This is a genomic window from bacterium (assembly GCA_019695305.1).
In the GTDB taxonomy this organism is placed as follows: domain Bacteria; phylum UBA10199; class UBA10199; order UBA10199; family JAIBAG01; genus JAIBAG01.
In genome coordinates this window covers 1-25,479 of sequence record JAIBAG010000032.1, presented here as the reverse complement: position 1 = coordinate 25,479, position 25,479 = coordinate 1, and the positions used below count along the sequence as shown (strand labels likewise).

Sequence of the window (25,479 nt, the reverse complement as noted above, 5' to 3'; positions counted from 1 at the left end):
TTATAGTATCTAAAAATGCAACTCCTTCTGGTGTAAGGGTTACCTGCTCTTGAGCCGACATATGAAGCTGTGGCTTAAGATGGAGAGGCAAAGAAAACTTTGAAGGTGGGGGTGTTAATGAAGGAAGTGCCTCGTTTGTAAAATATGACCCTTTATTTTCAGGACGCGCCAAAACCTTGGGTGCTTTTTTTGCGTGTTTTTGAAATGCCCCCTCATTTTGGGCAGATAAAAAAGCCGCTTTATGGTGATAATTTTGACGTACTTTCCCCATATACAAACACTATCCAACCCCACCTTAATTATCGGTTAAAAGGACTTAAAAATTGTTGTTAAAACAGGGGGGGGGCAGCAGAAAGTGAGAACAAAGTGTTATCAGGGGGAATATTTTAAGGGCTTGCTAATATATATCTAAGTTATTGATTTATAATAGTATTTATAAAAAATCACACTAAACTCTTCCCGTCAATTGAATGAGACAGGTTTTTGCCTAAGAGTTTTAGGATGGTGGGATACACATCCATACTACGCATGGCTGTTTTGTTGGTAATAGGATGATTGATAATGAAGGGAATTTTCATATGCTCTGGGCATATTGAGCCGTGAGAGGCTTTATGTTCAGGAACTTCATATTTGTCGCGTAAATCATGGCCCGGTTTAGCCGAAACAATTACATCGCCAGAACGGGGAGATTTAAAAAGCATGTGGAGTTGATAAAAAACGTCGGGATAATGAGTATTAAACGTTTTTGCATAACTATCATCAAAACTCATACTTACATTTTTAGGTTTTTCCGGAAGATTTAAATTTAAGGGTTCGTAGCCGCTCCATTCATAATCTACCTTACTGTCATGCACTTTAAAATAGCCGTGCCCACGTTCAGTTAAAAGATGAATTTTTCCATCTCCTCCCTTAGAGGCCACCAAATCAACTTCGGGACGTAAACGTATTTCATCTAAAAGTAAGCTTTTGTGAGACAATTCTTCAAAATAGCAAGGCTCGTCCCAGCCCTTTTCAGATTTAAAATACAAATGCGCCATGCCATTACCCGATACCATAGAGGCAGCATTCACATTGCGTTTAAATATTTGAGTATAATAAAGTGTTTTATAGCCTTTGGTATCCAAAAAAGGACTGATGTCAAAATGACGGCTTGTTTCCGATAATCCGTGATCGGATGCCATAGCAATAAGGGTGTCATCATATATTCCGTTATTTTTGAGTGCTTCTATCATATTACCCACATGTCGATCGAGTTGATGATAGGCATTGCGGGTGCGTTCACTAAAAGGCGATGTACGATGCGAAATTTCATCAATGCCGGGGTAAGTAACAAAAACATATTCCGGTTTTTTACTGATAAGCGAAATTAGTTTTTGTGACATCTGTTCGTCTATAAAATCCCAACGGTCGGTTAAGTGCGCGTAATAGTAGTACCAAATACGACTAAGTGCCGTGAGGTTATTTTTAAAGCGAATACCCTTATAAACCCCGCTTAAAATATTATAAGAATCCTCAGAATTATCAAAAATACTGGGGTACTGTTGACTCGAATCTGGATTAATTAAAAAGGTTTCTAGCCCTACATAACTTCTAAAACTTTTAAACGACCAACCTCTCTCAGCATAACTTGCCCTGTCAAACCAGCGGATACCTGGCACATTAAAAGTACCCGGGTGGCAGCCGTTAATAAATGGGAAATAAGCAGGACCAGTAGTAGAAGGAAATACTGTAAGCATTTCCTCAAAAGAACCATTTTCAATAAGATAACGAGAAATATGCGGCAGGTTACCAAGTTTTAGCTCTTCCCGAAGCACATCCGGACGGGCGCCGTCGGCTAAAATAAAGATACAACGCTTATATTGCTGTACCACTTTTACTTCATTTCCTTAAGTTTAGTTTCCATACGAGTAATAAGATCGGGAAAACCATACTTAGTAATAATGGTATCAAACTGAAATTTATAATTATCAACAAGAGAGGCATCATCCACTATTACATCAAAAATTTGCCAACCATGAGATGAATGTCTGAGTTTATATTTAATTTGTAAATCTACCTTTTCTGAAGGCACTGCAATACGTGTTACAACTTGAGATTTAGTTTTTTCTGGATCTAAAAACTCTTCGCTTAAGTAAGAAATTTTATAGGATTTATCATTTCCCTTAACATGTTCCTTTGAAAAAATAGCCTTTTTTTCCAGTAATTGAACCATTAATTCCACAAAATGATTTCGGTCTTTGTCAGATAAAGTATTCCAATGTTTATCCAAAGCTAAAATGCTTAATTCGCGTAAATCGAAGGTACCGCGAATAATTTGGGTTTTAAGTTTTTGGTTGGCCTGAATATCTTCGTTAGATAAATTTGTTCCTGTTTTATATCCGTCAACTTTCTTGTCCAAATCTTTGATAGCCTCCATAGGAGTAAAATTTATAGAAGGTCCTGGTACAAGCGGAGCCTCTGCAACTGGAGCTGGTGGTGTTACCACAGGCTGAGTAGATGTAGTTTTCTCCTTTTTACAAGATGTAAAACTTACAATTAATGCCATACCTATTAAAAAATAAATTCTCATAATTTTTCTCCTTAGAGCTAGCTTGGTAAAAAGCCTAGCAGCTTTACATAATCTTATCACTTATTGAGGTGGTGTTATAAAAATCTCCAGCTTTAGCTCGCAATTCAGACAAGGCTACGTTGTAATTATAAATTGCCTGATATTCATAACCCTGATAGGTCATATAAGACTGAAGTGCATCAACATAATCTTTTTGATCCCCTACCCCAATATCCATGTTACTTTTAGTTAAAAAAACCATCTGCCGTGACGATTTTTTTTCTTCAGATACATAATCTAAAACCGTTTTGTTTTGCTGTACAGTAAGATACGTTTTTTTTACATCAAGCTCCAATCCCTGAAGAGCGGCATTGCGTTTGTAGCTGGTTTGCAAATAATCGGCTTTAGCTTGGTTAATTTTTGATTTTGTTTTAACAACATCTAACTCGCCCTTTAACTGTAAACCAATACCAGCCTTAGTAAAATTAAAAGGATTGGTAAAATTATTTTCGTCTCCGCCACCGGTAATCCCCGGAGCCCGTCCCACATCAAAAAAAGCACCGACACCCAAATTGGGAGCATAGTTTAATTTTTCAAGTTTAATCTGCTTTTCTTTGGCACTCACACCAGCTTGAAGTAATTTGTAATCGGGCATGGATGATTTAGATTTTTGAAGGTAGTAATCGAGGCTTCTTACTGAATAGGCAGAGCGTGTTAGAGTCCCATCAGCTAATGCTATATTTTGAGTAGGATCAAGATTGAGCTGTACTTTTAGGGCCTCCAAAGCCAATTTTTCGTTCTTTTTAGCTTCTAAAGACTGTTTTTGAATTTCAATAAGCGCTATTTTTAATTTTAAAATTGTAAGTTGATCTTTAACTTGGTCATTTTCTAATGCTTTTACTTTTTTCTGAATGGCGTCGGTTGCTTCATCTGTTAAATGATTGAGTTCACGAGCTAGCAAAATACCTTGGTAAATTTGATAGGTTTTTAAAATTATTTCATCGGCTTTTTTACTTTTTTGAAACCAAGAAGCATTAATTCCAATTTTAGCCAATTCCTGTGCTGTTTTAATTTTCCCAAAACTACTTACAGCACTACCCATTTCAATTTTAAAATTGTTAAAAATACTGATATCTCCACCAAAAAAACTACCGGCCGAATCGTCAATATCACCCGGAACAGGCGCTAAGCGATGCTCGTATTTAACAACCGGAATCATCCCTGGCTTGGCTTGCGATAGTTTGGCTTTAGAAAGTTTAATGTCTTGATCGGCAGCTTTTATTTGCTCGTTATTATGAAGTGCCATGTCGGCACACTGGGCAAAATTGAGAACAAGCGTTTTAGAAAAAGCGGTAGGTGCTAAGCAAAAGGAAACACCAATAAAGACAATAACTTTTGATATAAAAGACTTCATGGATTAAGCCTTTTATATAGGGTTTTATTAATATTTAAAGTTAAAAATTCTAAATTTAAGGCCTATGATTGGCCCGATAGCTTACGCATACGCAAACGCAGGGCATTTAGCTTGATAAAGCCTTCTGCATCGGCCTGACGATATACGTTATCTTTCTCAAAAGTAGCTAATTCTTGATTAAAAAGTGTTTTAACCGATTTACGACCCAAAAGGGTTACATTGCCCTTGTATAATTTAATACGGGCGGTTCCGCTCACATTTTTTTGTGAGTCGTCAATCATGTTTTGGAGCATTTCGCGCTCGGGAGCATACCAAAAACCGTTGTACACTAGGCTTGCATACTTGGGGATAAGGGTGTCACGCAAATGAAGCACTTCACGGTCGAGGGTGAGCGACTCAATAGCCCGGTGAGCCACATGCAAAATAGTGCCACCAGGAGTTTCGTAAACACCGCGGCTTTTCATGCCTACAAAGCGGTTTTCAACTAAATCTACACGCCCTACTCCGTGCTTACCACCTAATTGGTTGAGTTGCTTTAAAAGAGCTGCAGGGCCTAATTTCTGGCCATTAATAGCCACTGGATTACCGGCTTCGTAATCAATTTCAATAATTTCAGGTTTATCGGGAGCTGCCTCGGGCGAAACCGAGAGCAAAAACATGTCTTCGGGAGGTGCACTCCATGGGTCTTCCAAAATACCACCTTCAAAACTGATGTGGAGAAGGTTTCTATCGGAACTATAGGGTTTCTTTTTGGTAACCGGAATTGGAATCCCATGTTTTTCGGCATATTCAATAAGTGATTCGCGACTATTTAATTTCCACTCACGCCAAGGGGCAATAATTTTAACATCTGGCTTTAAGGCATAATATGTAAGTTCAAAACGAACCTGGTCGTTACCTTTACCGGTAGCACCATGAGATACATAAGCGGCGTTTTCCTTTTGAGCTATTTCAATTTGGCGCTTAGCAATTAGCGGACGGGCAATAGAAGTTCCCAACAGATAGGTTCCCTCGTAGATGGCATTAAAGCGCAGCATAGGAAATACAAAATCACGTACAAATTCTTCACGCAGGTCATCTACATAAATATTAACGGCCCCAGTTTTTTTTGCTTTTTCGGGTAAACCCGATAACTCTTCTTCTTGTCCCAAATCGGCAGCAAAACAAACTACATCCAAGTTTTTTTCCTCAATAAGCCATTTTACAATAATGGACGTATCTAAACCTCCAGAATATGCCAAAACCACTTTTTCTTTTGCCATGATAAGTCTCCTATTTTTTTCTTTTCATTAAAAATTCAAGAAGCGCCATCTGTGCATACAAACGATTTTCCGCTTCATCAAATACAATAGACTGTTGTCCATCAAGTACATCGCTGGTAATTTCTTCGTCGCGATGGGCTGGCAAACAATGCATAACCAACGCATCTTTTTTTGCATAACTCAGCAAATTTTTATTAACCTGAAAAGGAGCAAAAACAGCACGTTTTTCGTTGCTTACTTCCTGCCCCATTGAAAACCAGGTATCGGTGTTAATAAACTCGGCACCCTCTACAGCTTTTTGGGGATTAGTGGTAATAGAGATATTAGAAAATTGAGAAGCCTCGTCTAACAAAGATTTTTGAGGATAATAACCCTGAGGGCAAGCCAAACGCAGATAAAATTTAAGAAGCATGGCCGCTTCAATCCAGGTATTGGCCATATTGTTACCGTCACCCACATAGGCCACCGCACAATTTGAAAGTTTCCCTTTTTTCCTTTCGGTAATGGTCATTAAATCGGCCAAGAGTTGACAGGGATGAAAATCGTCCGTTAAGCCGTTAATAATAGGGATATCGGCATGAATAGCCATTTCGTTAAGGCCTTCCTGGGAAAAAGTGCGTAATACTAAACCATCTAAATAACGCGACAACACGCGGGCTGTATCGGCATAGGTTTCACCACGCGATAACTGGCTTGAATTTTGGCCAATATACACCACACTGCCACCCAAACGTGTCATGGCCACTTCAAATGAAATGCGTGTTCGCGTAGATTCTTTTTCAAAAATTAAGCCCAGCACACGACCTTTTAAAACCGATAAAGGTTTTTTATTTTTTTTAAGCTGAATGCCGCGTGCAATAATGGCCGTAATTTCCTTTGCAGTTAAATCACGGAGTACTAAAACATCGCGTTTCATGCAGCGGCCTTTCCTAAATTTTCAAAAGCTTCATCCAAAACGGAAAGAACCTCTTCCACTTGTTTTTGAGAAACAATCAGCGCCGGCACCAAACGGATGATTTTATTTTGAATGATATTGATTAAAATACCTTTAGAAAAACAATACTCCTGAATGCGCGGCCCATCTTCAGAGTGAAGTTCCACACCAATCATCAGACCCGCCCCTCTCACTTCTTTAATCACATCATACTTACCAGCCATCGTGCGAAGAGCTTCCATTAAAAAATCAGATCTTTTCCGAACATCCTTTAAAAAAGTTTTGGCCGAAACGATATTGACGGTTTCCAAAGCTACAGCGGCGGAGAGCGCATTACCGCCAAAGGTGGAAGCATGAATGCCAGGCTTGGCAATAGAGGCAACGATATCATTCACCAAACAAACACCAATGGGAACACCACTACCTAAGGCTTTAGCAATGGTCATGATATCGGGCTTTACACCAAAATATTCTGAAGCGGTAAAATATCCTGTCCGTCCAGCGCCCGTTTGCACTTCATCAAAAATTAAAAGTATCTTATTTGCATCACACAACGAGCGCAGGCTTTGTAAGAATTCTTTCGTACATAAATTCACACCGCCTTCACCCTGTATGGGTTCTACAAGAATGGCACAGGTGTTCGCACTTATCTGAGCTTTAACACTTTCAATATCATTTAAAGTGGCCACTTTAAAGCCCGGCACTAGCGGGCCAAAACCTTCCTGGTATTTCTTTTGCGCCGTCGCACTTAAAGCACCCATCGTCCGGCCATGAAAAGATTGGCTAAAGGATATCACTTCGTATTTATCAGAATTTCCCGAATGTGTTCCCCAGTAACGAGCGAGCTTAAGAGCCGACTCCACCGATTCTGCCCCGGAATTACAAAAGAAAGCTTTGGATAAGCCCGTCAGCTTACAGAGTTTTTCGGCCAAAAGAGCTTGTTCGGGAATATGATAGAGATTAGAACAATGAAGAATCTTTTTAGCCTGAGACGTAATAACTTTAGTGATCTTAGGATGGTTATGGCCTAAACCATTCACAGCAATACCCGAAACAAAATCAAGATACTTTTTGCCATCCGCCCCAAACAAATAACAACCCTTCCCATGAGTCGCCACAAAACTCTGTCGACCATAAGTTTTAAGAACATACTGTTCCGTCAATTGATGTATTTTCTTCATCTTTGCATTCATATCAAAAAAACCCAAGAGAGAGCCATTTAGTTTGGAAACTTTTTATTTTTTAAACCCTCTGAACTTGATTGGAACAATCGGGATCTAATAGATCCAATCAAGTGAAGCGGAGCGTCGCGTGGGTCGTCCCACGCGTAAGCGTGTTTAAAAAATAAAAAGTTTTCGAACTAAACGGCGGTTCACGTCAACAACGTCCCTACCCCTTCATCCGTAAAAATTTCCAAAAGAAGCGCATGCTGTACGCGGCCATCAATAATATGCACCTGACTCACACCGCCTTCCAACGCATCGGTGCAGCATTTAAGTTTGGGGATCATCCCGCCACTCACAATGCCATCCTTCACCATTTTGGGAATTTCCGACGAAATAATACGCGAAATCACTTTACCATCGGCACCCTTCACACCAGCCACATCTGTCATCAAAATGAGTTTTTCAGCTTTTAAAGCCGCAGCCACAGAACCCGCCACATAATCAGCATTAATGTTAAGTGATTCACCTGTGTCATCTACACCCACCGGAGCTACTACAGGGATAAGATTGCCACCTTCAAACTTTTTAAGAACATCAGGATTAATTTTTTTTACTTCTCCTACCAATCCCAAATCAATAATTTCGGAGGTCTTTTTGGTAACCTTTACTTTTTGAGGTTCCATCTTAACGGCCTGAATTAAATTGCCGTCTTTACCCGAAAAACCAATAGCATTGCCGCCGTTTAAATTGATGTAACCCACAATTTCTTTATTTACTTTACCTACCAGCACCATCTCCACTACATCCATGGTAGCCGAATCGGTAATCCGCACGCCTTGATGAAATTTGGATTCAATCCCCATCATCTTGAGTACTTCTTCAATTTGCGGCCCGCCACCATGCACAATAATGGGGTTTAAACCGATGAGCTTGAGCAAAATAACGTCACGCGCAAAACTCTTTTTTAAATCTTCATCTTCCATGGCATGACCACCATATTTTACCACGATGGTTTTACCCTGGAATTTTTGAATATACGGCAGTGCTTCCATCAATACTTTTGCTTTTTGAATTAAGTTTTCCATACGTTAGTCCTATAAAATATACTTACTCAAATCCTGGTTCTTCACCACATCATCTAAACATTTTTTTACATACGTGCGATCAACCGTAAACTTTTGTCCTGTTTTTTCGGGGGCCGTAAACGAAATTTCGTCTAAAATTCGCTCTAAAATGGTATGTAAACGCCTGGCCCCAATGTTTTCCATTTGTTCGTTGGCAACTGTTGCATATTCGGCAATACCTTCAATGGCCGAATCTTCAAATACTAAATCAATTTCTTCGGTAGCAAGCAGTGCTTTATACTGTTTTACCAACGAATTTGTGGGCTCGGTTAAGATCCGTAAAAAATCCTCTTTGGTGAGTGAGTTCAGCTCTACACGAATCGGGAAACGCCCTTGCAACTCCGGAATTAAATCGGATGGTTTAGAAACATGAAAAGCGCCGGCTGCAATAAATAAAATATGATCGGTTTTAACAACGCCGTATTTAGTTGTAACCCGGCTACCTTCTACAATGGGTAAAATATCACGTTGCACACCTTCGCGCGAAATATCCGGGCCATGTCCCCCGCCTTTTTCGCGTCCCGAAATTTTGTCTATTTCGTCAATAAACACAATACCCGATTGCTCGGTGCGCTCGATGGCCAGCTTGGTAATTTCATCCATATCAAGCAGCTTCTGCGCTTCTTCTTCTTTAATCAGCTTTAACGCTTCGGGCACTTTGGCTTTTTTCGATTTTTTCCCCTTGGGCATAAAAGACCCAAACATGTCTTTAACACTACGGCTAATATCATCCATGCTGCCACCGGTGGAAATCACTTCAATCATGGGTATGCCCATGGGCTTTTGCGGGGGCTCGGTATTAACATCCACCAAACGACTATCAAGCTTACCCGCCCGCAACATTTGACGTAACTTTTCGCGTGTGGCATCGGTTGATTCTTCTTCAGTTTCAATTTCGGCTTCGGGTTTAACCTCCACAAAATGATCTCCAAAAGGATCAGCCGGAATCGTTTTGGTTTTCTTTTCCTTTTTAGGCAGTAACAAATCCAAAATCCGTTCTTCGGCATTCTCATCAGCCTTAACAAGTACCTTGGCTTCTTCTTCGGCCTTCACGATGTTGATAGCAATATCCATCAACTCGCGTATCATCGATTCCACATCTTTACCCACATAACCCACTTCGGTAAACTTTGAGGCTTCCACTTTAATAAAAGGCGCATTAGCAAGCTTGGATAAACGCCGGGCGATTTCAGTTTTTCCCACGCCGGTAGGCCCAATCATGATGATATTCTTGGGTGCAATTTCGTCTTTAAGATCGGGCTCTACATGCAAACGTCTCCAACGATTACGCATGGCAATGGATACTGCCCGCTTGGCTTCGGCCTGGCCTACAATGTAACGATCGAGCTCGGAAACAATCTCGCGCGGAGTAAAATTTTTAATGGTGGTTTCGCTCATACTATAGTTCTTCCACAATAATATTTTCGTTGGTATAAATACAAATCTCGCCCGCAATATGGAGAGATTTTTCTACAATTTCTTTGGCCGATAAGCTGGTATTACGCATCAAGGCCCTGGCACTGGACATAGCATAAGAACCACCCGAGCCAATGGCACAAATACCATCATCCGGTTCAATCACATCGCCATTTCCCGATAAAGTGTAAATATGATCTTTGTCGGCAACAATCAAAAGAGCTTCCAAACGACGCAACATGCGGTCGGTTCTCCAGTCTTTAGCTAACTCAACAGCAGCTTTAGTAAGGTTACCGTTATGCTCGCCTAGCTTGGCTTCAAATTTTTCGAATAAGGTAAAGGCATCGGCGGTAGAGCCCGCAAAACCGGTAATCACTTTACCTTCACGCATCTTGCGGATTTTTTGGGCGTTCGACTTAATAACAGTATTACCAAGACTTACCTGCCCATCCCCACCAATCGCTACTTTTCCAGCTTGTTTAACAGCTAATATTGTTGTTGATCTTATCTTTTCTTTCATATGCTTATACCTAATTATATAAAGTTAAGCTTTAGGGTGAGACTGATCGTAAACTTTCATCAGCTGATCGAGATTTAAATGCGTGTATTTCTGCGTGGTCGATAAGCTTGAATGCCCTAGCAGCTCCTGAATGCTTCGTAAATCAGCACCCTGATTTAATAAATGTGTGGCAAAGGTATGGCGCAACACGTGCGGCGATACCGTTTTACCAATCCCACTTTTCTGGATGATATCACGCACCAGGCGCTGAATGCTGCGTACCGATAAGCGCTCGCTTCTCCAGTTTAAAAACACAGGTTTTACATCATTGGCCTGGGTAGACTTCAGCATTTCTTCCCTAAAAGGTAAATATTCAATCAAACGGCTAACGGCTTTTTCACCAATTGGCACAATCCGTTCTTTTTTACCTTTGCCCAACACCCGTACCAAGCGGCCAGAAAAATCGATACTCTCTAAATCGAGTGCCACAAGCTCACTTACACGCAGGCCACTGGAGTACAAAAGTTCCATAATGGCCATATCGCGCTTGCTTCTAAAGTTTTCTTCGGAGGGTTTATTGAGTACTCCCAACATTTCGTCTATATCCAAAAAATTAGGCAGCTTTTTAGGAATTTTTGGCGAGTGAATAGCCCGCGCCGGGTTTTGGGACAGAGCCCCCTTTTTTACCCAGTAACCAAAAAAAGTTCTTAAGCTCGATAACTTGCGCGCAATGCTGGTTGGTTTATTTTTTTGAAAAAGAACAGACACAAAGCTACGTAAAATAAGCGGATTAATGTGCGATAGCTTAATAGAATCGCCATCCATAGTTTCGGGCTGAAATTTTTTAAGATAGGCCACAAATTCTTCGAGATCGTGCAGGTAATTTTTAATGGTATGCGATGAAGATCCCTTCTCGAGTGTGAGCGATTCCCCAAAAGCATGCAAATGTGGCTCAATGGAAAAGAGGGCTGTTTCTGAAGAGTTGTTGAGTAAAGTGGCCATATAGCATTAACTACTGGAAAGATGCGGGTTTAGCATCAATAGGCCCTAAAACACAACAAAAAATTATAGATAAATAAATGATATTACAAGCAATACCAGCCATCCGGTCCAGGATTAAAGCGGGCCCTGAAACTAAAGAAAGCTTGAAAATATAAAAATAGCTAAAGTGAATAATTTTTTCATGAAATCACTTTTTTAATACTACCTCGTTTGGTTTACAGCCTAATTAGAAATAGCAGGAGATGCTGGTACAGAAATGCTTGGGAATCGCGCAGGTGGCTTATTAGGACGCATCTGATATAGATTTTCAGCAATTTTTTTAGCGGCTTCTTTCATAAAATCTTCCGGGGTTTGTTTGGCTGCCAACCAACCTCCCAAAGCCCAACTATTTTTATCAACAACAACAGTTGCCAACAGGTTTTTAGAAAAACCGTCACGAAACTCCACATTGGCATCAAACACGGCACTCCCGGCACCAAAACCCACCAAAAGGCGGGCTGTGCTATTACCTTCCTTCAAACGCGTGATTTGCCCGGAAATAACCAGGGTTTTTTCATCAATAAGCCCTCCAGCAAGAACCACCTCCAAAAAATTACCCCTGGCTTTAATTTCATCGGCAATAAAAGTGGCAAAATCACCAGAGGCTTTTTGTACAGCCTGCTTTGTTTTTTCTCTTTTGTAATCCTTTTTTTCCTTGTCAGACGCCTGATCCACAAAGTTTTCAACCATCACCCTGTCATAGGGTGATAAATCAAAAGCCAATGAGGGTGTACTGGTTTTGGTTGTAGAAGGCGTTGTGGACTGTGAGGTAGCCGGCTTGATTTTGGAAGTACTGCCGCAAGCCAGTGCTGTACAGCACATTAAAACTGCCAGAATTATTTTGAGATTTTTTGTTTTCATCACACACCTTTTTCTCCTTATGAAAATCTGCTCAATTTGAATAAATAATAACAGAATGATACCCATCTCCTGTATATTGATTGCTATACGGTATGAGATCACTTCTTCAACTTTTATAGAGGCATATCAAGGAAAAAAATATTTTTTTATGACGCAGCGTATCATTTTGAAGATTGAGTCGATAGGCTTCTGATAGAAGCTTTTGCCTCTATCTATTTGGATGACGCGGCCTACCCCAAAAACTAAGAGCGATTTTTTTTAAAAAACTGCAATGATCCGTTTCATCTAGGCCACACCGAGGTTCTTGGGGATTTATTTTACTTCTTCCAAACGGATTCGATCAAAACGGAGTTCGTCCAGAGTGCCTGCTACTGTGGTGTTTGAACCAGGGTAAGAAGTAAAGGTGATTGTGATTGCAGCGCTTTCAGCCTTAAAATTCCAGTCGATTGTTTTAATGGACCCTGTTTGATAACCGAGTAAAACTTGAGTGGCGTCCAGTTTTTCATCCACTCTTTCAATCGTTTTTAACTGATAAGGATCATTTCCTTTTCTTTTTAATTTTGCCAAATACCAGTTTCCTTCAGAGTCTTGGATGGGAATATAGGTTGTATCTTCCTGGAAAGGTAAAACACAGCCTTGTGGCATGGCTTCATCGGCTTCTTGTTTGTGTGATAGCACAAGTCCGAACGGTTTGTCGTTTAATTCACGTGGTTGATTGAGAACATGAGCTTTTTGAAAAACTCGCTTTTTCACAGAAAAATCATCGATTGCCACTATCGTATTGTTTTCAGTGTAGGTAATTTTTGATGGTGTAATATCTATTTTAATTGTTTGATCACCATTTTGTATGGTGATGACGCCTCCTAAATCGATACCGCTTAATACGGTATTAAACGAATAGGTTTTGCCTGGCGTAACTTCAAAGGTACGTGTTGTTTGATTGGCAGGAGCTTGGCTATCCAGGGCTTGTGGATGATATTTAGCATAGACGCGGCCCGACAAGCGAGGATAGGGTTCATCAGATTTATTTGAATTGGCAGTTCCAGGGATGGCACCACTAGCCACAATGCGTCCATCGGGCAATATTTGGGTAACTTTGGAGAATTCATCGCCCAAAACAACGGTTTCGGCAACAGGCTTACTCACATCGGCTGCAATAGCAAAAGCATCACTCTCAACGGTCACATCAAAATTATCATACGGATCTCTGGGATGTAGCTTGGTGGTTCCCGCTTCATGCCGTGCACCAGCCACAACAGCCACTATATATTCTCTATCCGAAGGCAACTCCACAGTATGTACATCATAGGGCGATTGTTTGCTGGTTGCTTTGGGCGTTATCGTTTTAAAGTACGGGTGACCATTACTGATGTTATGTGTGGTTTGCCAATCAGCTATTGACTCTTCGTTTGGGGGGACAGTCCCTTTGTAATCGAATGGGTATAGATAAGCTATAGAAGGACGTAAGAAATCCTGAGGGTTAGCGTGAATACGGGTTAAGTCGGAGGCTTTTGTCCAGTTGATACTTTCGAAAGTGAGGGTGACTTGTCCGGTTTCTGACGTTATTTTTGTGGGAGAAATAACAATGGATTCTTCTCCAACCGGCCGCACCTCCCTTGCAAAACTGATGGTACGCGGCGTGTTTTCGCCAACTGTTGCGCTCATGTCACCCACATGAATCGTTTTTTTCCATACCAATTTTGTTGGTATGATGCTTGTTGGGTTACTTTGTAATAATGTTAGCAATTGATCGAGAGTAAGGGCTGTTAACCCGGAAGGAAAATCGGGAGCTTTTTTCCATTGGGTGAAAGTGTATTCTTGAATCTTTCTGCTACTGGAAAGAAAAGCTGTTATCGATTCGATGGGTTGGGTTACCTCGGCATTTATTACGGCACCAGTAGCATGGCAAGAACAAGAGGTTGAGTGTACGGTATGAGGTAAAATGTTAATTTGATAAAATAGTTTGAGTGCTAATTCTTTAGCTATTTTTTTTCGGGCAAAAGGCTGGTGTAAAGAGTAAAAAATTGATCCAGCTTATTAATAGGTAATGTTTTTGGAAGAACCGGGGCTGTGACCGAATGATATTGAGTTGCTAAAGCTGGCAACTTTGTGTACCGGGTTTTAAGCGCAAGATAGGCCTTTATTAAGTCATCTCTGTACTGCACGGCATCGGCACATTTTTCGTTGGTAGAAATATCCCGCCATTGGGTATCAAATGCCGCCTTGATGGCACGTATGGCCTTTGGGTCGTTAAGTTTATTTTTATCTGCCAGCCATTGTTGGCCATTTTGGGAATTGTTTGAAAAATTTTGCAAATAAATATTTTCTGCCATAAATAAATATTTTGATATTTCACATCCATCAATTCCCCGGTGAAAAAATAAACGGGTACTTCACAACGGTGACCCCTGAAGATTCTGGAAAGGTCATTAGCTTAAAACGATCGAGAATAGCTTTCTCTACGGCAGGGCTGTTTAACGTTGTGGTGTGGATTTTAACGCTGGATGCATCCACCGTTCCATCGGCTTTAATTGTAAACTGCACAACCACTTTGCCTGCTAAAGAAGGATCATTTTGCAATTCCCTTTGATAACAATATTTGATCTGGGACATTTTTAATTTGATAACAGCATCAATAAGGTCACGACTCATAGTCCCTATTGTAACAGCTTCACCGGCAGAAGCGGTGGCACCCCTCGTACTGCTAGACCCCAAAGAGCCTCCTTTGCCAAACTCTCCAGCTCCAACTCCCGTACCGCTCCCCCCAAGGCCACTGCCTCTTGATCCCAATCCGCCAAGACCCGATTTTGTACCACCACCACCCAAACCTCCACCACGCCACCCAGACCACCGGAACCCATCTGTGTGCCCCGTGATCCAATAAGACCACCTATGCCAGAAGAGAGTGAAGCATCCAATCCCGAGCTAAGTTGATTATTGGGATCATTAAGTGCACCCAAAAGTTTTTTGTTCTCAGCCTCTTCGGCCGGCTTGGGTTTGGTTAAATCTTTGTAGCGGTTTTCAAAAGTTGCTGTGTACCAGGCTGCATCTAAAGTATTCATCAAACCAACAATAGTGCTAAGCCCTGTTGTACCACCTGTGCGCACCACAGCTTCAAATTCTTCAGCCAATTTTGCTTTCACAGGCGGCATGGCAACAGGCTTGTCTTGAGCATACGAAACAATGGAGCGTCTGGTATCAGTGCTCCAGTGAGAAAGATATTTTGTGATGATGACTGCGGGCTCACAATTTGTTTTTTCAAAAATTTTTTCAATAAGAAAAATAGTCTGCCCATTTTGAGGATCATCAAAACGCATGGCAACAAGAGTATCCAGAAGACCTTCTATTTCATCAGCAGTAATGATCTCCTTCAAAATTTGAAGAGAACCTTTTTTATGGCTTACATCGGATGTCTGGTGCGCCAAGGTTAATAATTTATCTTGAGCAACATCAACAAAAGGCCGTGTCGCGTCAGCTTGAGCCAAAGCCAACAGCTTTGAAAGGGCATCACCAACGGTAGCTGCATCATCTTGTACAGATGCGATATTGTCGGTATCAAACTTCTTGGGGAAGGTAGCGTTGGCAATAGACACTAAAACATCCACCTGATCTTGTGAGGAAATACCATAAGAGCTGGCCTCGGCTTCCATCCCATCTTTTAAAAGACCAACAAACAAAATGCCTTTTTGCTTGGCCAATTCGTTGTCATTCAAATGAGACAAAATTTGATAACTCAGCTGACGTAATGCCGCATCATCGGATTTATAGAGGGCATAGGCCTTGGGGAGAATACCGGCATTGTACTCGTAATCGAGAGAATCAAGTTTTTCAACAATCAATTGGGCATTGGCTTTATTATCTTCATTAATTTCGTTATTTTGCAAAAACCCAACCGCCCATCGGGTCCAAGCTCCATCCAGACTTGTCAATTTATCTTCCCAAAACCCAGAGCGAAACTGCACCGCTGGAAATTTATCTTTCCATACCGCAAAATCATCACTCGCTTTGTCATCTGATAAAACAGAATCCATCAAAGCTTGAAGGGCCCTATTCTCAAGGGGTGTGTTGTTTCTCGTGCCAGAAACATCAACATCCTGAATCCAATTATCTTCTAAACTTTTGGATGAAGCATAAGCTTTGCTGAAAGCTTCATAGGCTTTAATCAGTGACATACAATCTCCTTATTTTTTTAAAGGCATCGCTTAATAAGCTTTCATGCCTCCATTGACTTGTTTATTATCGTTTGAAATTATCAAAAGTTGCTAATTCACTGCTAATATTTTTTTTGAATATAGGCAATAATCTGTTTGCCAGCCCCCCATCATGCATTATTTCATGACGCAACACGTCAGGCTACTTTCTCTTGATTCTCGTGTTCCAACACAATATAGGGATTCATTCTTGAGAGGAAAAAATATGGCCGAATGTACAATCGACAATAGTTTATCGCAGGACAAAAATGCTTATCCGCTTTATCAGAAAATTATCAAAGCTGTTTCTTGTGAGGTAATAGACACATGCTTTTACCTCTTGCCTTTGAAACTCTTATGACAAAAAATAAATCTGTACCTTTTATATTTGATGGCATCGAATGAAAATCACTCAATCCCATCAAGCGCAATCGTACTTTTTTCAAGCAATGTGGTCCACTTGCCTAGCATTTTAGGATAGATTTTTTTGTCAAAATATTCTTTTGCACTGTCCTCATAATAAAGAACATACCAAAGATAGAACTGCCTCACCGATTCAAAAATCTCACTTAGAAATTTGAGTTGATATTGATCTGGTTGATCAGGGAGCCCTAAAAATCTTTTCGCAAAAAGTCGGATTCTGGCAGGAGTGACATTTTTGTGGTTGATGCTTAAAGGGTTATTCTGAAACTGATTGAAATAGCTTAGGTTAACTTTTAAAAGTGAATTATGAATATCTTGGAAAGAGTATAAATGGAGCAAAGTATCATACTGCTCTTGGTCATCGAGGGGACCATTTTCGAGTTCATTTTTAGCATAATCCAAAAACCGTTCTCTCATGACTATTAAATTTTGGAAATATTCCTTAGAGGGATCAATCATTTGTCTGCTACAAGCTATAAGCTGTTCTTACTTCTTGAAATTCCGGTAATTGTTGAATGGCAAGCTGGGTGAAAGATTCCTGGGATTCCCTAATACTCTTTCTTAACTTATCTTCCCCTTCTAATATGAGCATAGCTTTCATGCCAAAAACTTCTGCTTCCACTTCTATATTTGTATTTGAACCAATTCTTTTTTGACTGTCTTGATAAGCATGCCAAAGCTCATGCAATATTGCCATGTAAGAAGAAAAATCTTTAATTTTTTCCATATGAGGCTTAACAATATTTTCATTAGGAATAAAAATGGTGTTTTCTTTATGATTATATGCGGCTGCGTCTGTACTATTTTCAGGAAGCGTTTCAATTTTAATATCTCCTTTTTCTAAATGTCCCAAGATAGTTGTTACAAAATCCAAAGTGACGTCTTCTTTAAAAAAAGGTGGATTTCCCTGACCTATCCAATCTTTATAAGCCTCACCAAAAGTATAAACATTAAGCCACATTTTCACTAAAAAAATCGCTTCCATATCCGGAAATTTGGAAGGATCAAGATTAACAAGAATCTGAACCACCTTATCAATCAACTCAGAAATATTTAATATCCCCTTAGAGTTTTGCCCGATTCATTAACTACTACTGGCTGAATGGAACTTGTGTCTGCCATAAACGATCCTCATTTCTATGATTCTCCTTCTTCAAGATTTTAACGGGCATAGCAAGTTAAAATATCTTGGAATTATATTTCTCTTTCCCCTAGCCCATGCCAAAAATAAGAACCCGTTAAAAATAACCACAAAGGTCATACTGCTCCTTTAATAATTACTGGGGACAAATTCATTCATCAATTTTTTCTAAATTCTCTTTCAATCCATGAGCATAACAAAACCTCTATCGTTTTTTCGTTCCAGACTTACATAAAATACTGAATTTGAGATCGCCAGATAATACGACATTTTCTTTTACCGTGAATTCACGAGATTCAATAACCAGCCGGTAGGCTTATCAATATCGTATGTAAACTTCTCCTCAGTAATGGTCCGATGTTCACCTTGATGCCAATCCGGCTCCTTCTCAATAACCTTTAACTCCGGATAGAGTTTCTCGATTTGCTCTGCCGATTCGGCATGAATGTAACACCAAATTCCACCCATCCCATAATCATAAACTGCAAGGTAACGCTTTTTCACTATCCCATGATCCTCCATATTTTTTCTTGTGTGCCAGCTTCTTCTTCACGCTTTTTAAAGGCATATCAAGAAAAAAATATTTTTTTCATCACGCAAAAAGTCATCTTTGGGCGCCTTATTTTCAATTGCTAATGTTCAAACGCTTTGTCATCGTGTCTCTTATTGAGCTACGTAATAATGAAAAAACAATTCTTCATTCTTCTCTTTTTTTTCTTAAAAAAAATCCAGCCACCAAGGGAATACCATACAGAAAAATAAATAACGGGACAGAAAATAAAAATTGAACCACCCCTACCCCTACAATGACTGAAGTGTCATCATAATAATTAAGAAAGGGTCGAACTCCAAAAAAGGCACAACCCAATATATATGTTATGGTAATAACAGCTCCTAAAATCGAACAATAAATAAGCTCTTTAATATCTTTAATTTGTATACCTATCCAGATACAGACAATAAAAATGGGTAACAAAAAAATGAAATACCATATAAAATTGATGCTGAACATTTGCCCCAGTTGAGGCACAAGAATTTCAATATAAATAAATTTATGTAAAATCAGATACGTAGTTATCAAGGATATTATTATTTTAAAATAGATTCTTTTTTTAAATTTTAACATTTATAAAATCTCTATTTTTTTTGTTTGAGAAAGTCTTTTAAAGCTGGGCTCCCACCAACCAAAGTAATGTTCCCCTCTGGATCTGCCTGATAAAGTACAGTGGTATAGAAAGAAGCAATCCCTATGTTAAATCCGGATCTTATTTTTAGATTAATCTTAGAATAATCTTTTGGTAAAGTTCCATTTTTTAAAAGTGCTTGCACGGCATTTTTAACTTCGGTCATTCGCTTTTCCTCCTCCTCAAAATAATCCTTTGATAGAAAAGCCGAGAGGTTTAACTGCACAGTTTTTTTATTATTAAATATTGCGGTATTATGAACAATATCTATGTTTTCGAAATGAGTATTTTCTTCAATTACTGATCTCAGCTCTAAATAAGGTGTGAGACTATCTCGATTTTGAGCGAAAAAATATAAACAACCACTAAATATAAGCAGGGTAGCAAATAAACTTATAATAAATACCCTCTTTACTTTTGCCGGATCAGCAGCATGCTTAAGGATACCCTCGTTATATTGATTTACTCTAACAACAATACTTCCTGCAATTAAATCATGTATCCCCCGCTTTAAGGGATGCAAAGCGGTTAACAGAAAAACACCAATGATAAGAATAATATCAATGAGCAGCCAGATCATTTGAAAAGTCGGATAATTTAAAATCCCAAATGCTGCAATGATGTTGTCGCCATATACCATGGTAACCATAACCAGAGATCTTAAAAAGGACTTATTAAGATTCAATGGCTTTCCATCTAAATCTAAAACCTGAATTTTTAGAATTCTCTTAGATAGGGTTTGTCCGTTCCCTAAAGATGAATGGAGTAGGCTCGTATAAAAGAAAGTAATAAGTAAACCAACCCATACTCCCTTTTCACCGAGCTTTTCAAAATGGTCGCGAAAGACAAAGGTCACGGCAAATGCTAATACGCTTAACAGGAAAATATCTAAGAAATCAGAAAGAATTCTAATCCAAATACCTACGAAAGGTTTTTTGAGAGGAATGGCAGGTTCTGTATTTTCTATATTCATATAGCGTTGGTCAATCGGTACTGAACATCATTGTCGGGCATGAGAATATATATAATTGTATGTCTCTCCTTCTTGAAGATTTTAAGACTTCTATCAAGTACAAAACTTAATTTTTTATGACGCAATGCATTAAAGCGCAATAACAAATAAATTGTTATTCGTATGTTATTTGCTTAATTGCTCATAACATAATGAAATCTATACTCTCTCTTATTATATGTTTGTGTTTAGGTGTGTTGGCTTTTACCTTTCAGATGGAGCCTTATAAAGATTTGGAAGCCTTTAATAAAATTTACCTCGGTAGTGATAATCCAAGCGAACAAGAGGCTTTGCAAAAAAACTATCATCAACTTCGCGAGTCTCTTTTAACACCTAAATACAAACTCCAAGACTATGCTTTAAGCATTCTCATACTGTCGGTCATGCTTTTTATTTTCTTAAAAATTTACTCGATAAAATCTTCTGCTGATTTTAGAAACATTATCATTCCTTCCCCAACAAAAATTGTTTTGCTAGGTTTCATGGCTGCTATAGGACTGGTCCTCTCTTTTTTGTTTGGTCTAATTTTAACTGTCTTGCGGAAAGAAGTGCCGATATGGGCTGATTCCATAGGAATACCCCTAATGGCTCTGCCGCCAATGTGTCTGTTTTTTATTTTGGTGCTTATTTTATATTCGGTAATGGGCTGGATTGAATATAAAAAAACGCCCCTTTTCCCAGTATTCTTAAAAAGCACAAGGCCACATTGGGTCTGGATTATTATTTTTGGGCTTCCGCTGGTGCTTAGTATGGCTTTTTTAATACTATCCCTTATCATGGGAGCATTTTATTTCTTAGCCCCCACAATTTTATGGGTTTTATTTTTTACTTTTTGGTTGAGTGCAAAAAAGAGAGTGAGCGTACCTTTGTATAATCAATCTGCTTTATAACCCGAAACAGGTCCTACTCCGCTACCGCTTTTTTGAATTCTTCTGTTAATAGAGGAACTAAAGTAAATAAATCCCCCACAATACCATAATCGGCTTTGCCAAAAATGGGGGCTTCGGGGTCTTTATTGATAGCTACAATCACTTTAGAGGTACGCATACCGGCCAAGTGTTGAATAGCACCGGAAATACCACAGGCCATGTACAACTTGGGGTTCACCACTTTACCGGTTTGACCTACCTGCATATCGTGAGGAGCAAAACCAGAGTCAACCGCAGCGCGGCTGGCACCTACCGTAGCACCAATAACAGCAGCCATGTCTTGGAGGATTTTAAAGTTATCGGCATTACCCATAGCGCGTCCACCAGAAACAATAATTTCGGCTTCGGTCAAATCGGTTTTACCAACAGCACCTTGAACCTGTTCTTTCATGACAGCACGCAATTCACCGGCATCCAAAGCCAATACTTCGGCTGTAGCGGTAGCACCTTCGCTCACTACTTTTGTAGGGAACGAGTTAGGACGGGTGGTTGCTAATTGAATGGGAGAATTAAACGCGATTTCGACACTCGCTTTACCCGAATAAACAGGTTTACGGGCTACCAAATTTCCACCTTCAACTTTAAGATCGGTAGAATCGGTAGAAAGGCCTGCTTTTAAACGAGCCGCTAAGCGAGGGAATAAATCTTTACCCACTGCCGATGATGTGCCCAAAACAATTTTAGGATTAATCTTCCCAACAGCTTCGGTGAGCACTTTGGTAAATGCAATGGTGTTATATTTATCGAGCGAAGCGCTTTCCACCGCGTAAACTTTAGTAGCACCATAAGGAGCTAATTGACTAGCTAAAGCAGCTGTTCCCGAACCTAACAAGATAGCCGAAACAGTTCCGCCTTGTGCCAGCTCGTGAGCTTTGCTCACCAGTTCCAGCGATGTTTTCTTAACTTTACCTTCGGCACTTTCGGCCAATACTAAAATGTCTGCCATAATTTTTGGTGCATAGGTACGTAAGTGCGTAGGTGTGGAGGTTAAGATTTTTTCTTTAACCTACGCACCTCAGCACCTCAGCACCTCAGCACATTCGTTAGATTACTTTTGCTTCTTCACGTAATAATTTTACCAATTGAGCGGCTTGCTGGGCCGGTTCACCTTCCAGTTTCTTACCCGCAGCACGTTCAGCAGGCAGCTGGTAATTTTTGTAGGTTACAAGCGGAGCTACATCGCCCAATAATTCGGCGGCGTTTAATTTTTCAACCGGTTTACTCTTAGCTTTCATAATGCCAGGAAGCGATGCATAACGGGGTACGTTAATCCCCTTTTCACAACCGACTACAGCAGGGAATTTTACGTCGTAAACTTCTTTTGCACCGCCACTGATACGGCGCGTGATGGTGGCGGAGGTTTTATCGGCCGCAAGTTCAAATTTTTCGGCAATCATCACTTGAGGAGCATCCAACAGTTCGGCCAACATCTGAGCTACTTGGCCCATATCGCCGTCGATAGCTTGCTTGCCGCAGAACACCACATCAAAACCACGTTCTTTAATTACTTTAGAAAGAACTAATGCGGTGGTGTAGCTATCAAAGCTACGACCTTGCGAATCGATATGAACAGCTTTATCGATACCCATGGCTAAAGCAGTACGCAGAGCTTCTACGGTTTTATCGCCACCCAATGAGATAACGGTGGTTTCGGCCTGGGCTTTTTCCTTTTGCTTGATGGCTTCTTCAACACCAAATTCGCAATAAGGGCTAATAATGTATTTAATATCGGCTTCCTCAATACCGCTGCCATCCGCTTTCACGCGAATTTTGGTTTCGGTATCGGGCACTTGTTTGATTAGAGCTGCAACTTTCATATTATAGTCTCCTATAGTGTTAAAACTTAAATCGTTAATCCCTCTGTAAATAACTGATACACCTGATGAGCCGCGTCTTCGATAGAGTAACGCTTGCGTTTCATCAGCACCCACTCCAGCGCCATTTCATCGATAGCACCAAAGATGGCCCGTTTTAAAATTACGGGGTCGGCATCTTGTCTAAACACATTCTTGGCCTGCCCTTCTTCTATAATGACTTGAAGGATATTCATGTACTCAAAAAATTTGGCGTTGGCATATTCCTTCATAAACTTGGACGATTGTCGTAGTTCAATCTGGATAACTTGCGCCAAATCCTGGTTTTTTTGAACCAGTTCCAGGTGAAGCGTAATATAACGTTTAAGCTTTTCCTGGGGCGTACCGCCCTCTTTTACTTTATCGCTCACTTCATCGATAAACATGTCCATACTCTGTTCGAATATGGATATTAAGAGATCGTCCTTGTTTTTAAAGTACAGATAAATGGTTCCGTCGGCAACCGAGGCCACTTTGGCCACATCCGCTACCGTACTGTTAAAAAACCCCTGGCTGGCAAAGACACTAATTGCCGCCTGCATGATTTTTTCTCTTTTGTCACTAACACTGCGTTTTTCTGCTTTTTTCTCGGCTAACACGTGAACCACTCCAAAAATGAATGGCCATTCATTATCTTATTGGCAGGCTTTGTCAAGGTTTAAGAGAGGGTTTTTTCAGTAAGAATTACAGGCCTATTCGTCGTCTTCATCGGAGCCTTCAAATCCGTCATCGGGCTCCATTCCTTCTTCTTCGTCAAAAGAAACAGGCTGGGTTTCTTCGTCTTCCGATCCTTCAAAAGCAAGGCTATCATCCACCCACACGGTATTTTCGTAGGCTTCCACTTCCAGTACATCTTTCATAATCTCATCTAATACCTGAAGCTCTTCGTCACTAGGAACACGGCCGCTGACGATGGGTTTTCCGTTCACGCATTCCACATTAAGATAATCGGTGGTGATACGGCCATCTTCCGCTAAACTTTCGTTAATCGATTCAACAATTTCCTCATCAGACATGTCATCAAAATTCATAAAAAACTCCCGAAATGATTATGATATCTGTTCAACAAAAAAACTCATGGCTGTCAAATGAAAATTTATGTGCGTTGTAAATCTTCACTACTAGGTGGCTTTTTAGCCAGGTTCATCAGCACAAGCCCTACTCCTAACCAAAATAAAGCCCGCAACCGGCGAATAAGTTGCATGGATACACCCAGAGCCGGATCGAGCTTATGGTAATAAAAGAAACCGGCATACATACTTTCAACAATTCCGATACCACCAGGGATAAACGAAAAAACAAAAAAGGCAACCGAAGTAAGGGTTGCCAGAATAACAGATAAGAGAAAATGAGTATCACCCGTTAAATAATGAAAAATAATGGCTACCTCAACAGCACCCAGGGTGCGGCCTAAAAGATGAAAAATATAGGCATACAAAAAATAAATTTTTCGCCCCCCTGCAAAACTTTTTAGCTCTTCCCCGATTAAACCCAACGAATCTTCTAATTGTGGAAACCTACGGGTTAAACGTAAAAAACTAAGTAACTTATGAATACGGCGTATGCCATGCCCGGCCACCAGTTCGTACACAACAAAACCTATAAGCCCCAAAAGCACACTATAAAAAGCCAATAGAACCCAGCGTACCGCAGGCGGAACAGCTTCTTCCGTAAAAGTAAGAAGTATCCCTACCAACACAAAGCTAAATGTGGCCGTAATATGCAAAAGCCTATCAACAATAATAGAGCTAAATTTAGTGGAATGCCCCAGAGGGTGATTAAGCAAATACGCCCGCACCGGATCACCCGCCATAAAATTAAGTGGCGTCATGATATTTACCGACTCACCACAGATTTTAATTTTGAGCATGTGTATGAAAGAGATTTGATGCTTGAGATTAACAAAATAATTGCGCCAGGCACTGGTATACAAAAGATACCAGATAAAAGAATTGATAATAAGCGGGATGGCGTAGAATTTGAGATCGATGATGGTGTTAAGAATTTTATCAACACCCAACTTACGTATAAAAAACGTGAGCACCACACCACCCACGGCAAAAAAGATGGCCTTAAGCCAGAATAATTTCTTCCCCTTTATAAAATTGTTCATGGATATAATTTTTGTCAGTTTGGTAGTTTCTTTGTCCCCCTTTGTAAGGGGGACTATAGGGGGTAGCCAACTCCGACTACCTCCCCTGGCCCCTCCTTACAAAGGAGGGGGAAAAAATACTGATCAATTAAACAAGTTTTTCCAATTTTGTAAGCGCAATTTTATGATCTTCCGGTGTATCCACTTCAATCCAGGTAGAACCACTCACATCACAGATAGTCACAGGTACACCCTCTTTACCCAGATAATTAACTACCATCTCCACATTCGCTTTTTCGCCAAAGGTATGGAGCACTTCGTCACAAGCTTTCCAATAAGCAGCGTGTAATTTTTTAGGCACGTACGTAACACCTATATATCCCAAGTTAT

Annotated in this window: 28 protein-coding genes; 1 reads left to right on the top strand and 27 read right to left on the bottom strand. The window is 40.1% G+C overall.

Annotation, left to right across the window (positions count from 1 at the left end; genetic code table 11):
• From K1X76_11445 to K1X76_11345, 21 genes are all read right to left on the bottom strand, one after another.
• On the bottom strand, positions 1-271 hold a 271-nt coding region (locus tag K1X76_11445), incomplete at its 3' end, for a hypothetical protein (GenBank protein MBX7149678.1).
• Positions 272-443: 172 nt separating this feature from the next.
• Positions 444-1,871 carry an alkaline phosphatase family protein gene (locus tag K1X76_11440; protein MBX7149677.1) on the bottom strand — a complete coding sequence of 476 codons (1,428 nt, stop codon included), beginning with the start codon at positions 1,869-1,871 and terminating at the stop codon, positions 444-446.
• Between the two features lie 2 nt (positions 1,872-1,873).
• Complete coding sequence (locus K1X76_11435; protein MBX7149676.1) at positions 1,874-2,569, bottom strand: ABC transporter substrate-binding protein; 696 nt, start codon at positions 2,567-2,569, stop codon at positions 1,874-1,876.
• A 43-nt stretch (positions 2,570-2,612) separates the two neighbouring features.
• Positions 2,613-3,962: a TolC family protein gene (locus K1X76_11430; protein MBX7149675.1), complete on the bottom strand. Its 1,350-nt coding sequence runs from the start codon at positions 3,960-3,962 to the stop codon at positions 2,613-2,615.
• A 62-nt stretch (positions 3,963-4,024) separates the two neighbouring features.
• Positions 4,025-5,224 (bottom strand): argininosuccinate synthase, encoded by a 1,200-nt coding sequence (locus tag K1X76_11425; GenBank protein MBX7149674.1) that lies wholly within the window; start codon positions 5,222-5,224, stop codon positions 4,025-4,027.
• Positions 5,225-5,234: 10 nt separating this feature from the next.
• Positions 5,235-6,140, bottom strand: coding sequence for an ornithine carbamoyltransferase (argF, locus tag K1X76_11420; GenBank protein ID MBX7149673.1), 906 nt, complete (start codon positions 6,138-6,140; stop codon positions 5,235-5,237).
• Positions 6,137-7,351 carry an aspartate aminotransferase family protein gene (locus K1X76_11415; protein MBX7149672.1) on the bottom strand — a complete coding sequence of 405 codons (1,215 nt, stop codon included), beginning with the start codon at positions 7,349-7,351 and terminating at the stop codon, positions 6,137-6,139. Before K1X76_11415 ends, argF begins: the two co-directional genes overlap by 4 nt.
• 179 nt (positions 7,352-7,530) lie before the next feature.
• Positions 7,531-8,409: an acetylglutamate kinase gene (gene argB / locus K1X76_11410; GenBank protein MBX7149671.1), complete on the bottom strand. Its 879-nt coding sequence runs from the start codon at positions 8,407-8,409 to the stop codon at positions 7,531-7,533.
• A 9-nt stretch (positions 8,410-8,418) separates the two neighbouring features.
• On the bottom strand, positions 8,419-9,846 hold the full coding sequence (hslU, locus tag K1X76_11405) for an ATP-dependent protease ATPase subunit HslU (GenBank protein MBX7149670.1): 1,428 nt from the start codon (positions 9,844-9,846) through the stop codon (positions 8,419-8,421).
• 1 nt (position 9,847) lies between these two features.
• On the bottom strand, positions 9,848-10,384 hold the full coding sequence (gene hslV / locus K1X76_11400; GenBank protein MBX7149669.1) for an ATP-dependent protease subunit HslV: 537 nt from the start codon (positions 10,382-10,384) through the stop codon (positions 9,848-9,850).
• A 24-nt stretch (positions 10,385-10,408) separates the two neighbouring features.
• Positions 10,409-11,365 (bottom strand): tyrosine recombinase XerC, encoded by a 957-nt coding sequence (gene xerC, locus K1X76_11395; protein ID MBX7149668.1) that lies wholly within the window; start codon positions 11,363-11,365, stop codon positions 10,409-10,411.
• A 222-nt stretch (positions 11,366-11,587) separates the two neighbouring features.
• The gene (locus tag K1X76_11390; GenBank protein MBX7149667.1) at positions 11,588-12,265 is read right to left on the bottom strand and encodes a DUF4410 domain-containing protein; all 678 of its coding nucleotides are present in this window, start codon (positions 12,263-12,265) and stop codon (positions 11,588-11,590) included.
• Between the two features lie 312 nt (positions 12,266-12,577).
• Positions 12,578-13,930: a hypothetical protein gene (locus K1X76_11385; protein ID MBX7149666.1), complete on the bottom strand. Its 1,353-nt coding sequence runs from the start codon at positions 13,928-13,930 to the stop codon at positions 12,578-12,580.
• Between the two features lie 317 nt (positions 13,931-14,247).
• Complete coding sequence (locus K1X76_11380; protein MBX7149665.1) at positions 14,248-14,598, bottom strand: hypothetical protein; 351 nt, start codon at positions 14,596-14,598, stop codon at positions 14,248-14,250.
• Between the two features lie 28 nt (positions 14,599-14,626).
• Positions 14,627-14,917 (bottom strand): AgmX/PglI C-terminal domain-containing protein, encoded by a 291-nt coding sequence (locus tag K1X76_11375; protein MBX7149664.1) that lies wholly within the window; start codon positions 14,915-14,917, stop codon positions 14,627-14,629.
• A gap of 5 nt (positions 14,918-14,922) precedes the next feature.
• A complete protein-coding gene (locus K1X76_11370; GenBank protein ID MBX7149663.1) occupies positions 14,923-16,437 on the bottom strand; it encodes a hypothetical protein in 1,515 nt (504 codons plus the stop codon).
• A 426-nt stretch (positions 16,438-16,863) separates the two neighbouring features.
• The gene (locus K1X76_11365; protein MBX7149662.1) at positions 16,864-17,337 is read right to left on the bottom strand and encodes a hypothetical protein; all 474 of its coding nucleotides are present in this window, start codon (positions 17,335-17,337) and stop codon (positions 16,864-16,866) included.
• Positions 17,338-17,344: 7 nt separating this feature from the next.
• Positions 17,345-17,908, bottom strand: a complete 564-nt coding sequence (locus K1X76_11360) for a hypothetical protein (protein ID MBX7149661.1) — start codon at positions 17,906-17,908, stop codon at positions 17,345-17,347.
• Positions 17,909-18,295: 387 nt separating this feature from the next.
• A complete protein-coding gene (locus tag K1X76_11355) occupies positions 18,296-18,541 on the bottom strand; it encodes a hypothetical protein (protein ID MBX7149660.1) in 246 nt (81 codons plus the stop codon).
• Positions 18,542-18,716: 175 nt separating this feature from the next.
• Positions 18,717-19,145 carry a hypothetical protein gene (locus K1X76_11350; protein ID MBX7149659.1) on the bottom strand — a complete coding sequence of 143 codons (429 nt, stop codon included), beginning with the start codon at positions 19,143-19,145 and terminating at the stop codon, positions 18,717-18,719.
• An 11-nt stretch (positions 19,146-19,156) separates the two neighbouring features.
• On the bottom strand, positions 19,157-20,176 hold the full coding sequence (locus K1X76_11345) for an RDD family protein (protein MBX7149658.1): 1,020 nt from the start codon (positions 20,174-20,176) through the stop codon (positions 19,157-19,159).
• Positions 20,177-20,367: 191 nt separating this feature from the next.
• On the opposite strand from K1X76_11345, the gene K1X76_11340 reads away from it, so the two are divergent.
• On the top strand, positions 20,368-21,105 hold the full coding sequence (locus K1X76_11340) for a hypothetical protein (protein MBX7149657.1): 738 nt from the start codon (positions 20,368-20,370) through the stop codon (positions 21,103-21,105).
• 13 nt (positions 21,106-21,118) lie between these two features.
• On the opposite strand, the gene K1X76_11335 is transcribed toward K1X76_11340, so the two are convergent.
• The 6 genes from K1X76_11335 to K1X76_11310 form a co-directional block, all read right to left on the bottom strand.
• Positions 21,119-22,093: an electron transfer flavoprotein subunit alpha/FixB family protein gene (locus tag K1X76_11335; protein MBX7149656.1), complete on the bottom strand. Its 975-nt coding sequence runs from the start codon at positions 22,091-22,093 to the stop codon at positions 21,119-21,121.
• Between the two features lie 94 nt (positions 22,094-22,187).
• Positions 22,188-22,961, bottom strand: coding sequence for an electron transfer flavoprotein subunit beta/FixA family protein (locus tag K1X76_11330; GenBank protein MBX7149655.1), 774 nt, complete (start codon positions 22,959-22,961; stop codon positions 22,188-22,190).
• A 26-nt stretch (positions 22,962-22,987) separates the two neighbouring features.
• Positions 22,988-23,539 carry a TetR family transcriptional regulator gene (locus tag K1X76_11325; protein MBX7149654.1) on the bottom strand — a complete coding sequence of 184 codons (552 nt, stop codon included), beginning with the start codon at positions 23,537-23,539 and terminating at the stop codon, positions 22,988-22,990.
• A 150-nt stretch (positions 23,540-23,689) separates the two neighbouring features.
• Positions 23,690-24,028: a BON domain-containing protein gene (locus tag K1X76_11320; GenBank protein ID MBX7149653.1), complete on the bottom strand. Its 339-nt coding sequence runs from the start codon at positions 24,026-24,028 to the stop codon at positions 23,690-23,692.
• Between the two features lie 65 nt (positions 24,029-24,093).
• The gene (locus K1X76_11315; protein ID MBX7149652.1) at positions 24,094-25,110 is read right to left on the bottom strand and encodes a flippase-like domain-containing protein; all 1,017 of its coding nucleotides are present in this window, start codon (positions 25,108-25,110) and stop codon (positions 24,094-24,096) included.
• Between the two features lie 127 nt (positions 25,111-25,237).
• On the bottom strand, positions 25,238-25,479 hold a 242-nt coding region (locus tag K1X76_11310; protein MBX7149651.1), incomplete at its 5' end, for a hypothetical protein.

Coding starts and splice junctions, on each gene's coding strand:
- K1X76_11435 (MBX7149676.1), bottom strand. CDS start 2,569: ATGAGAATTTATTTTTTAATAGGTATGGCATTAATTGTAAGTTTTACA.
- K1X76_11350 (MBX7149659.1), bottom strand. CDS start 19,145: ATGTTAAAATTTAAAAAAAGAATCTATTTTAAAATAATAATATCCTTG.
- K1X76_11385 (MBX7149666.1), bottom strand. CDS start 13,930: ATGAGCGCAACAGTTGGCGAAAACACGCCGCGTACCATCAGTTTTGCA.
- K1X76_11315 (MBX7149652.1), bottom strand. CDS start 25,110: ATGAACAATTTTATAAAGGGGAAGAAATTATTCTGGCTTAAGGCCATC.
- K1X76_11430 (MBX7149675.1), bottom strand. CDS start 3,962: ATGAAGTCTTTTATATCAAAAGTTATTGTCTTTATTGGTGTTTCCTTT.
- K1X76_11345 (MBX7149658.1), bottom strand. CDS start 20,176: ATGAATATAGAAAATACAGAACCTGCCATTCCTCTCAAAAAACCTTTC.
- K1X76_11325 (MBX7149654.1), bottom strand. CDS start 23,539: ATGCAGGCGGCAATTAGTGTCTTTGCCAGCCAGGGGTTTTTTAACAGT.
- K1X76_11330 (MBX7149655.1), bottom strand. CDS start 22,961: ATGAAAGTTGCAGCTCTAATCAAACAAGTGCCCGATACCGAAACCAAA.
- K1X76_11370 (MBX7149663.1), bottom strand. CDS start 16,437: ATGTCACTGATTAAAGCCTATGAAGCTTTCAGCAAAGCTTATGCTTCA.
- K1X76_11355 (MBX7149660.1), bottom strand. CDS start 18,541: ATGGAGGATCATGGGATAGTGAAAAAGCGTTACCTTGCAGTTTATGAT.
- K1X76_11425 (MBX7149674.1), bottom strand. CDS start 5,224: ATGGCAAAAGAAAAAGTGGTTTTGGCATATTCTGGAGGTTTAGATACG.
- K1X76_11375 (MBX7149664.1), bottom strand. CDS start 14,917: ATGAGTCGTGACCTTATTGATGCTGTTATCAAATTAAAAATGTCCCAG.
- K1X76_11390 (MBX7149667.1), bottom strand. CDS start 12,265: ATGAAAACAAAAAATCTCAAAATAATTCTGGCAGTTTTAATGTGCTGT.
- K1X76_11380 (MBX7149665.1), bottom strand. CDS start 14,598: ATGGCAGAAAATATTTATTTGCAAAATTTTTCAAACAATTCCCAAAAT.
- hslV (MBX7149669.1), bottom strand. CDS start 10,384: ATGAAAGAAAAGATAAGATCAACAACAATATTAGCTGTTAAACAAGCT.
- xerC (MBX7149668.1), bottom strand. CDS start 11,365: ATGGCCACTTTACTCAACAACTCTTCAGAAACAGCCCTCTTTTCCATT.
- K1X76_11320 (MBX7149653.1), bottom strand. CDS start 24,028: ATGAATTTTGATGACATGTCTGATGAGGAAATTGTTGAATCGATTAAC.
- hslU (MBX7149670.1), bottom strand. CDS start 9,846: ATGAGCGAAACCACCATTAAAAATTTTACTCCGCGCGAGATTGTTTCC.
- K1X76_11415 (MBX7149672.1), bottom strand. CDS start 7,351: ATGAATGCAAAGATGAAGAAAATACATCAATTGACGGAACAGTATGTT.
- argF (MBX7149673.1), bottom strand. CDS start 6,140: ATGAAACGCGATGTTTTAGTACTCCGTGATTTAACTGCAAAGGAAATT.
- K1X76_11340 (MBX7149657.1), top strand. CDS start 20,368: ATGAAATCTATACTCTCTCTTATTATATGTTTGTGTTTAGGTGTGTTG.
- argB (MBX7149671.1), bottom strand. CDS start 8,409: ATGGAAAACTTAATTCAAAAAGCAAAAGTATTGATGGAAGCACTGCCG.
- K1X76_11365 (MBX7149662.1), bottom strand. CDS start 17,337: ATGATTGATCCCTCTAAGGAATATTTCCAAAATTTAATAGTCATGAGA.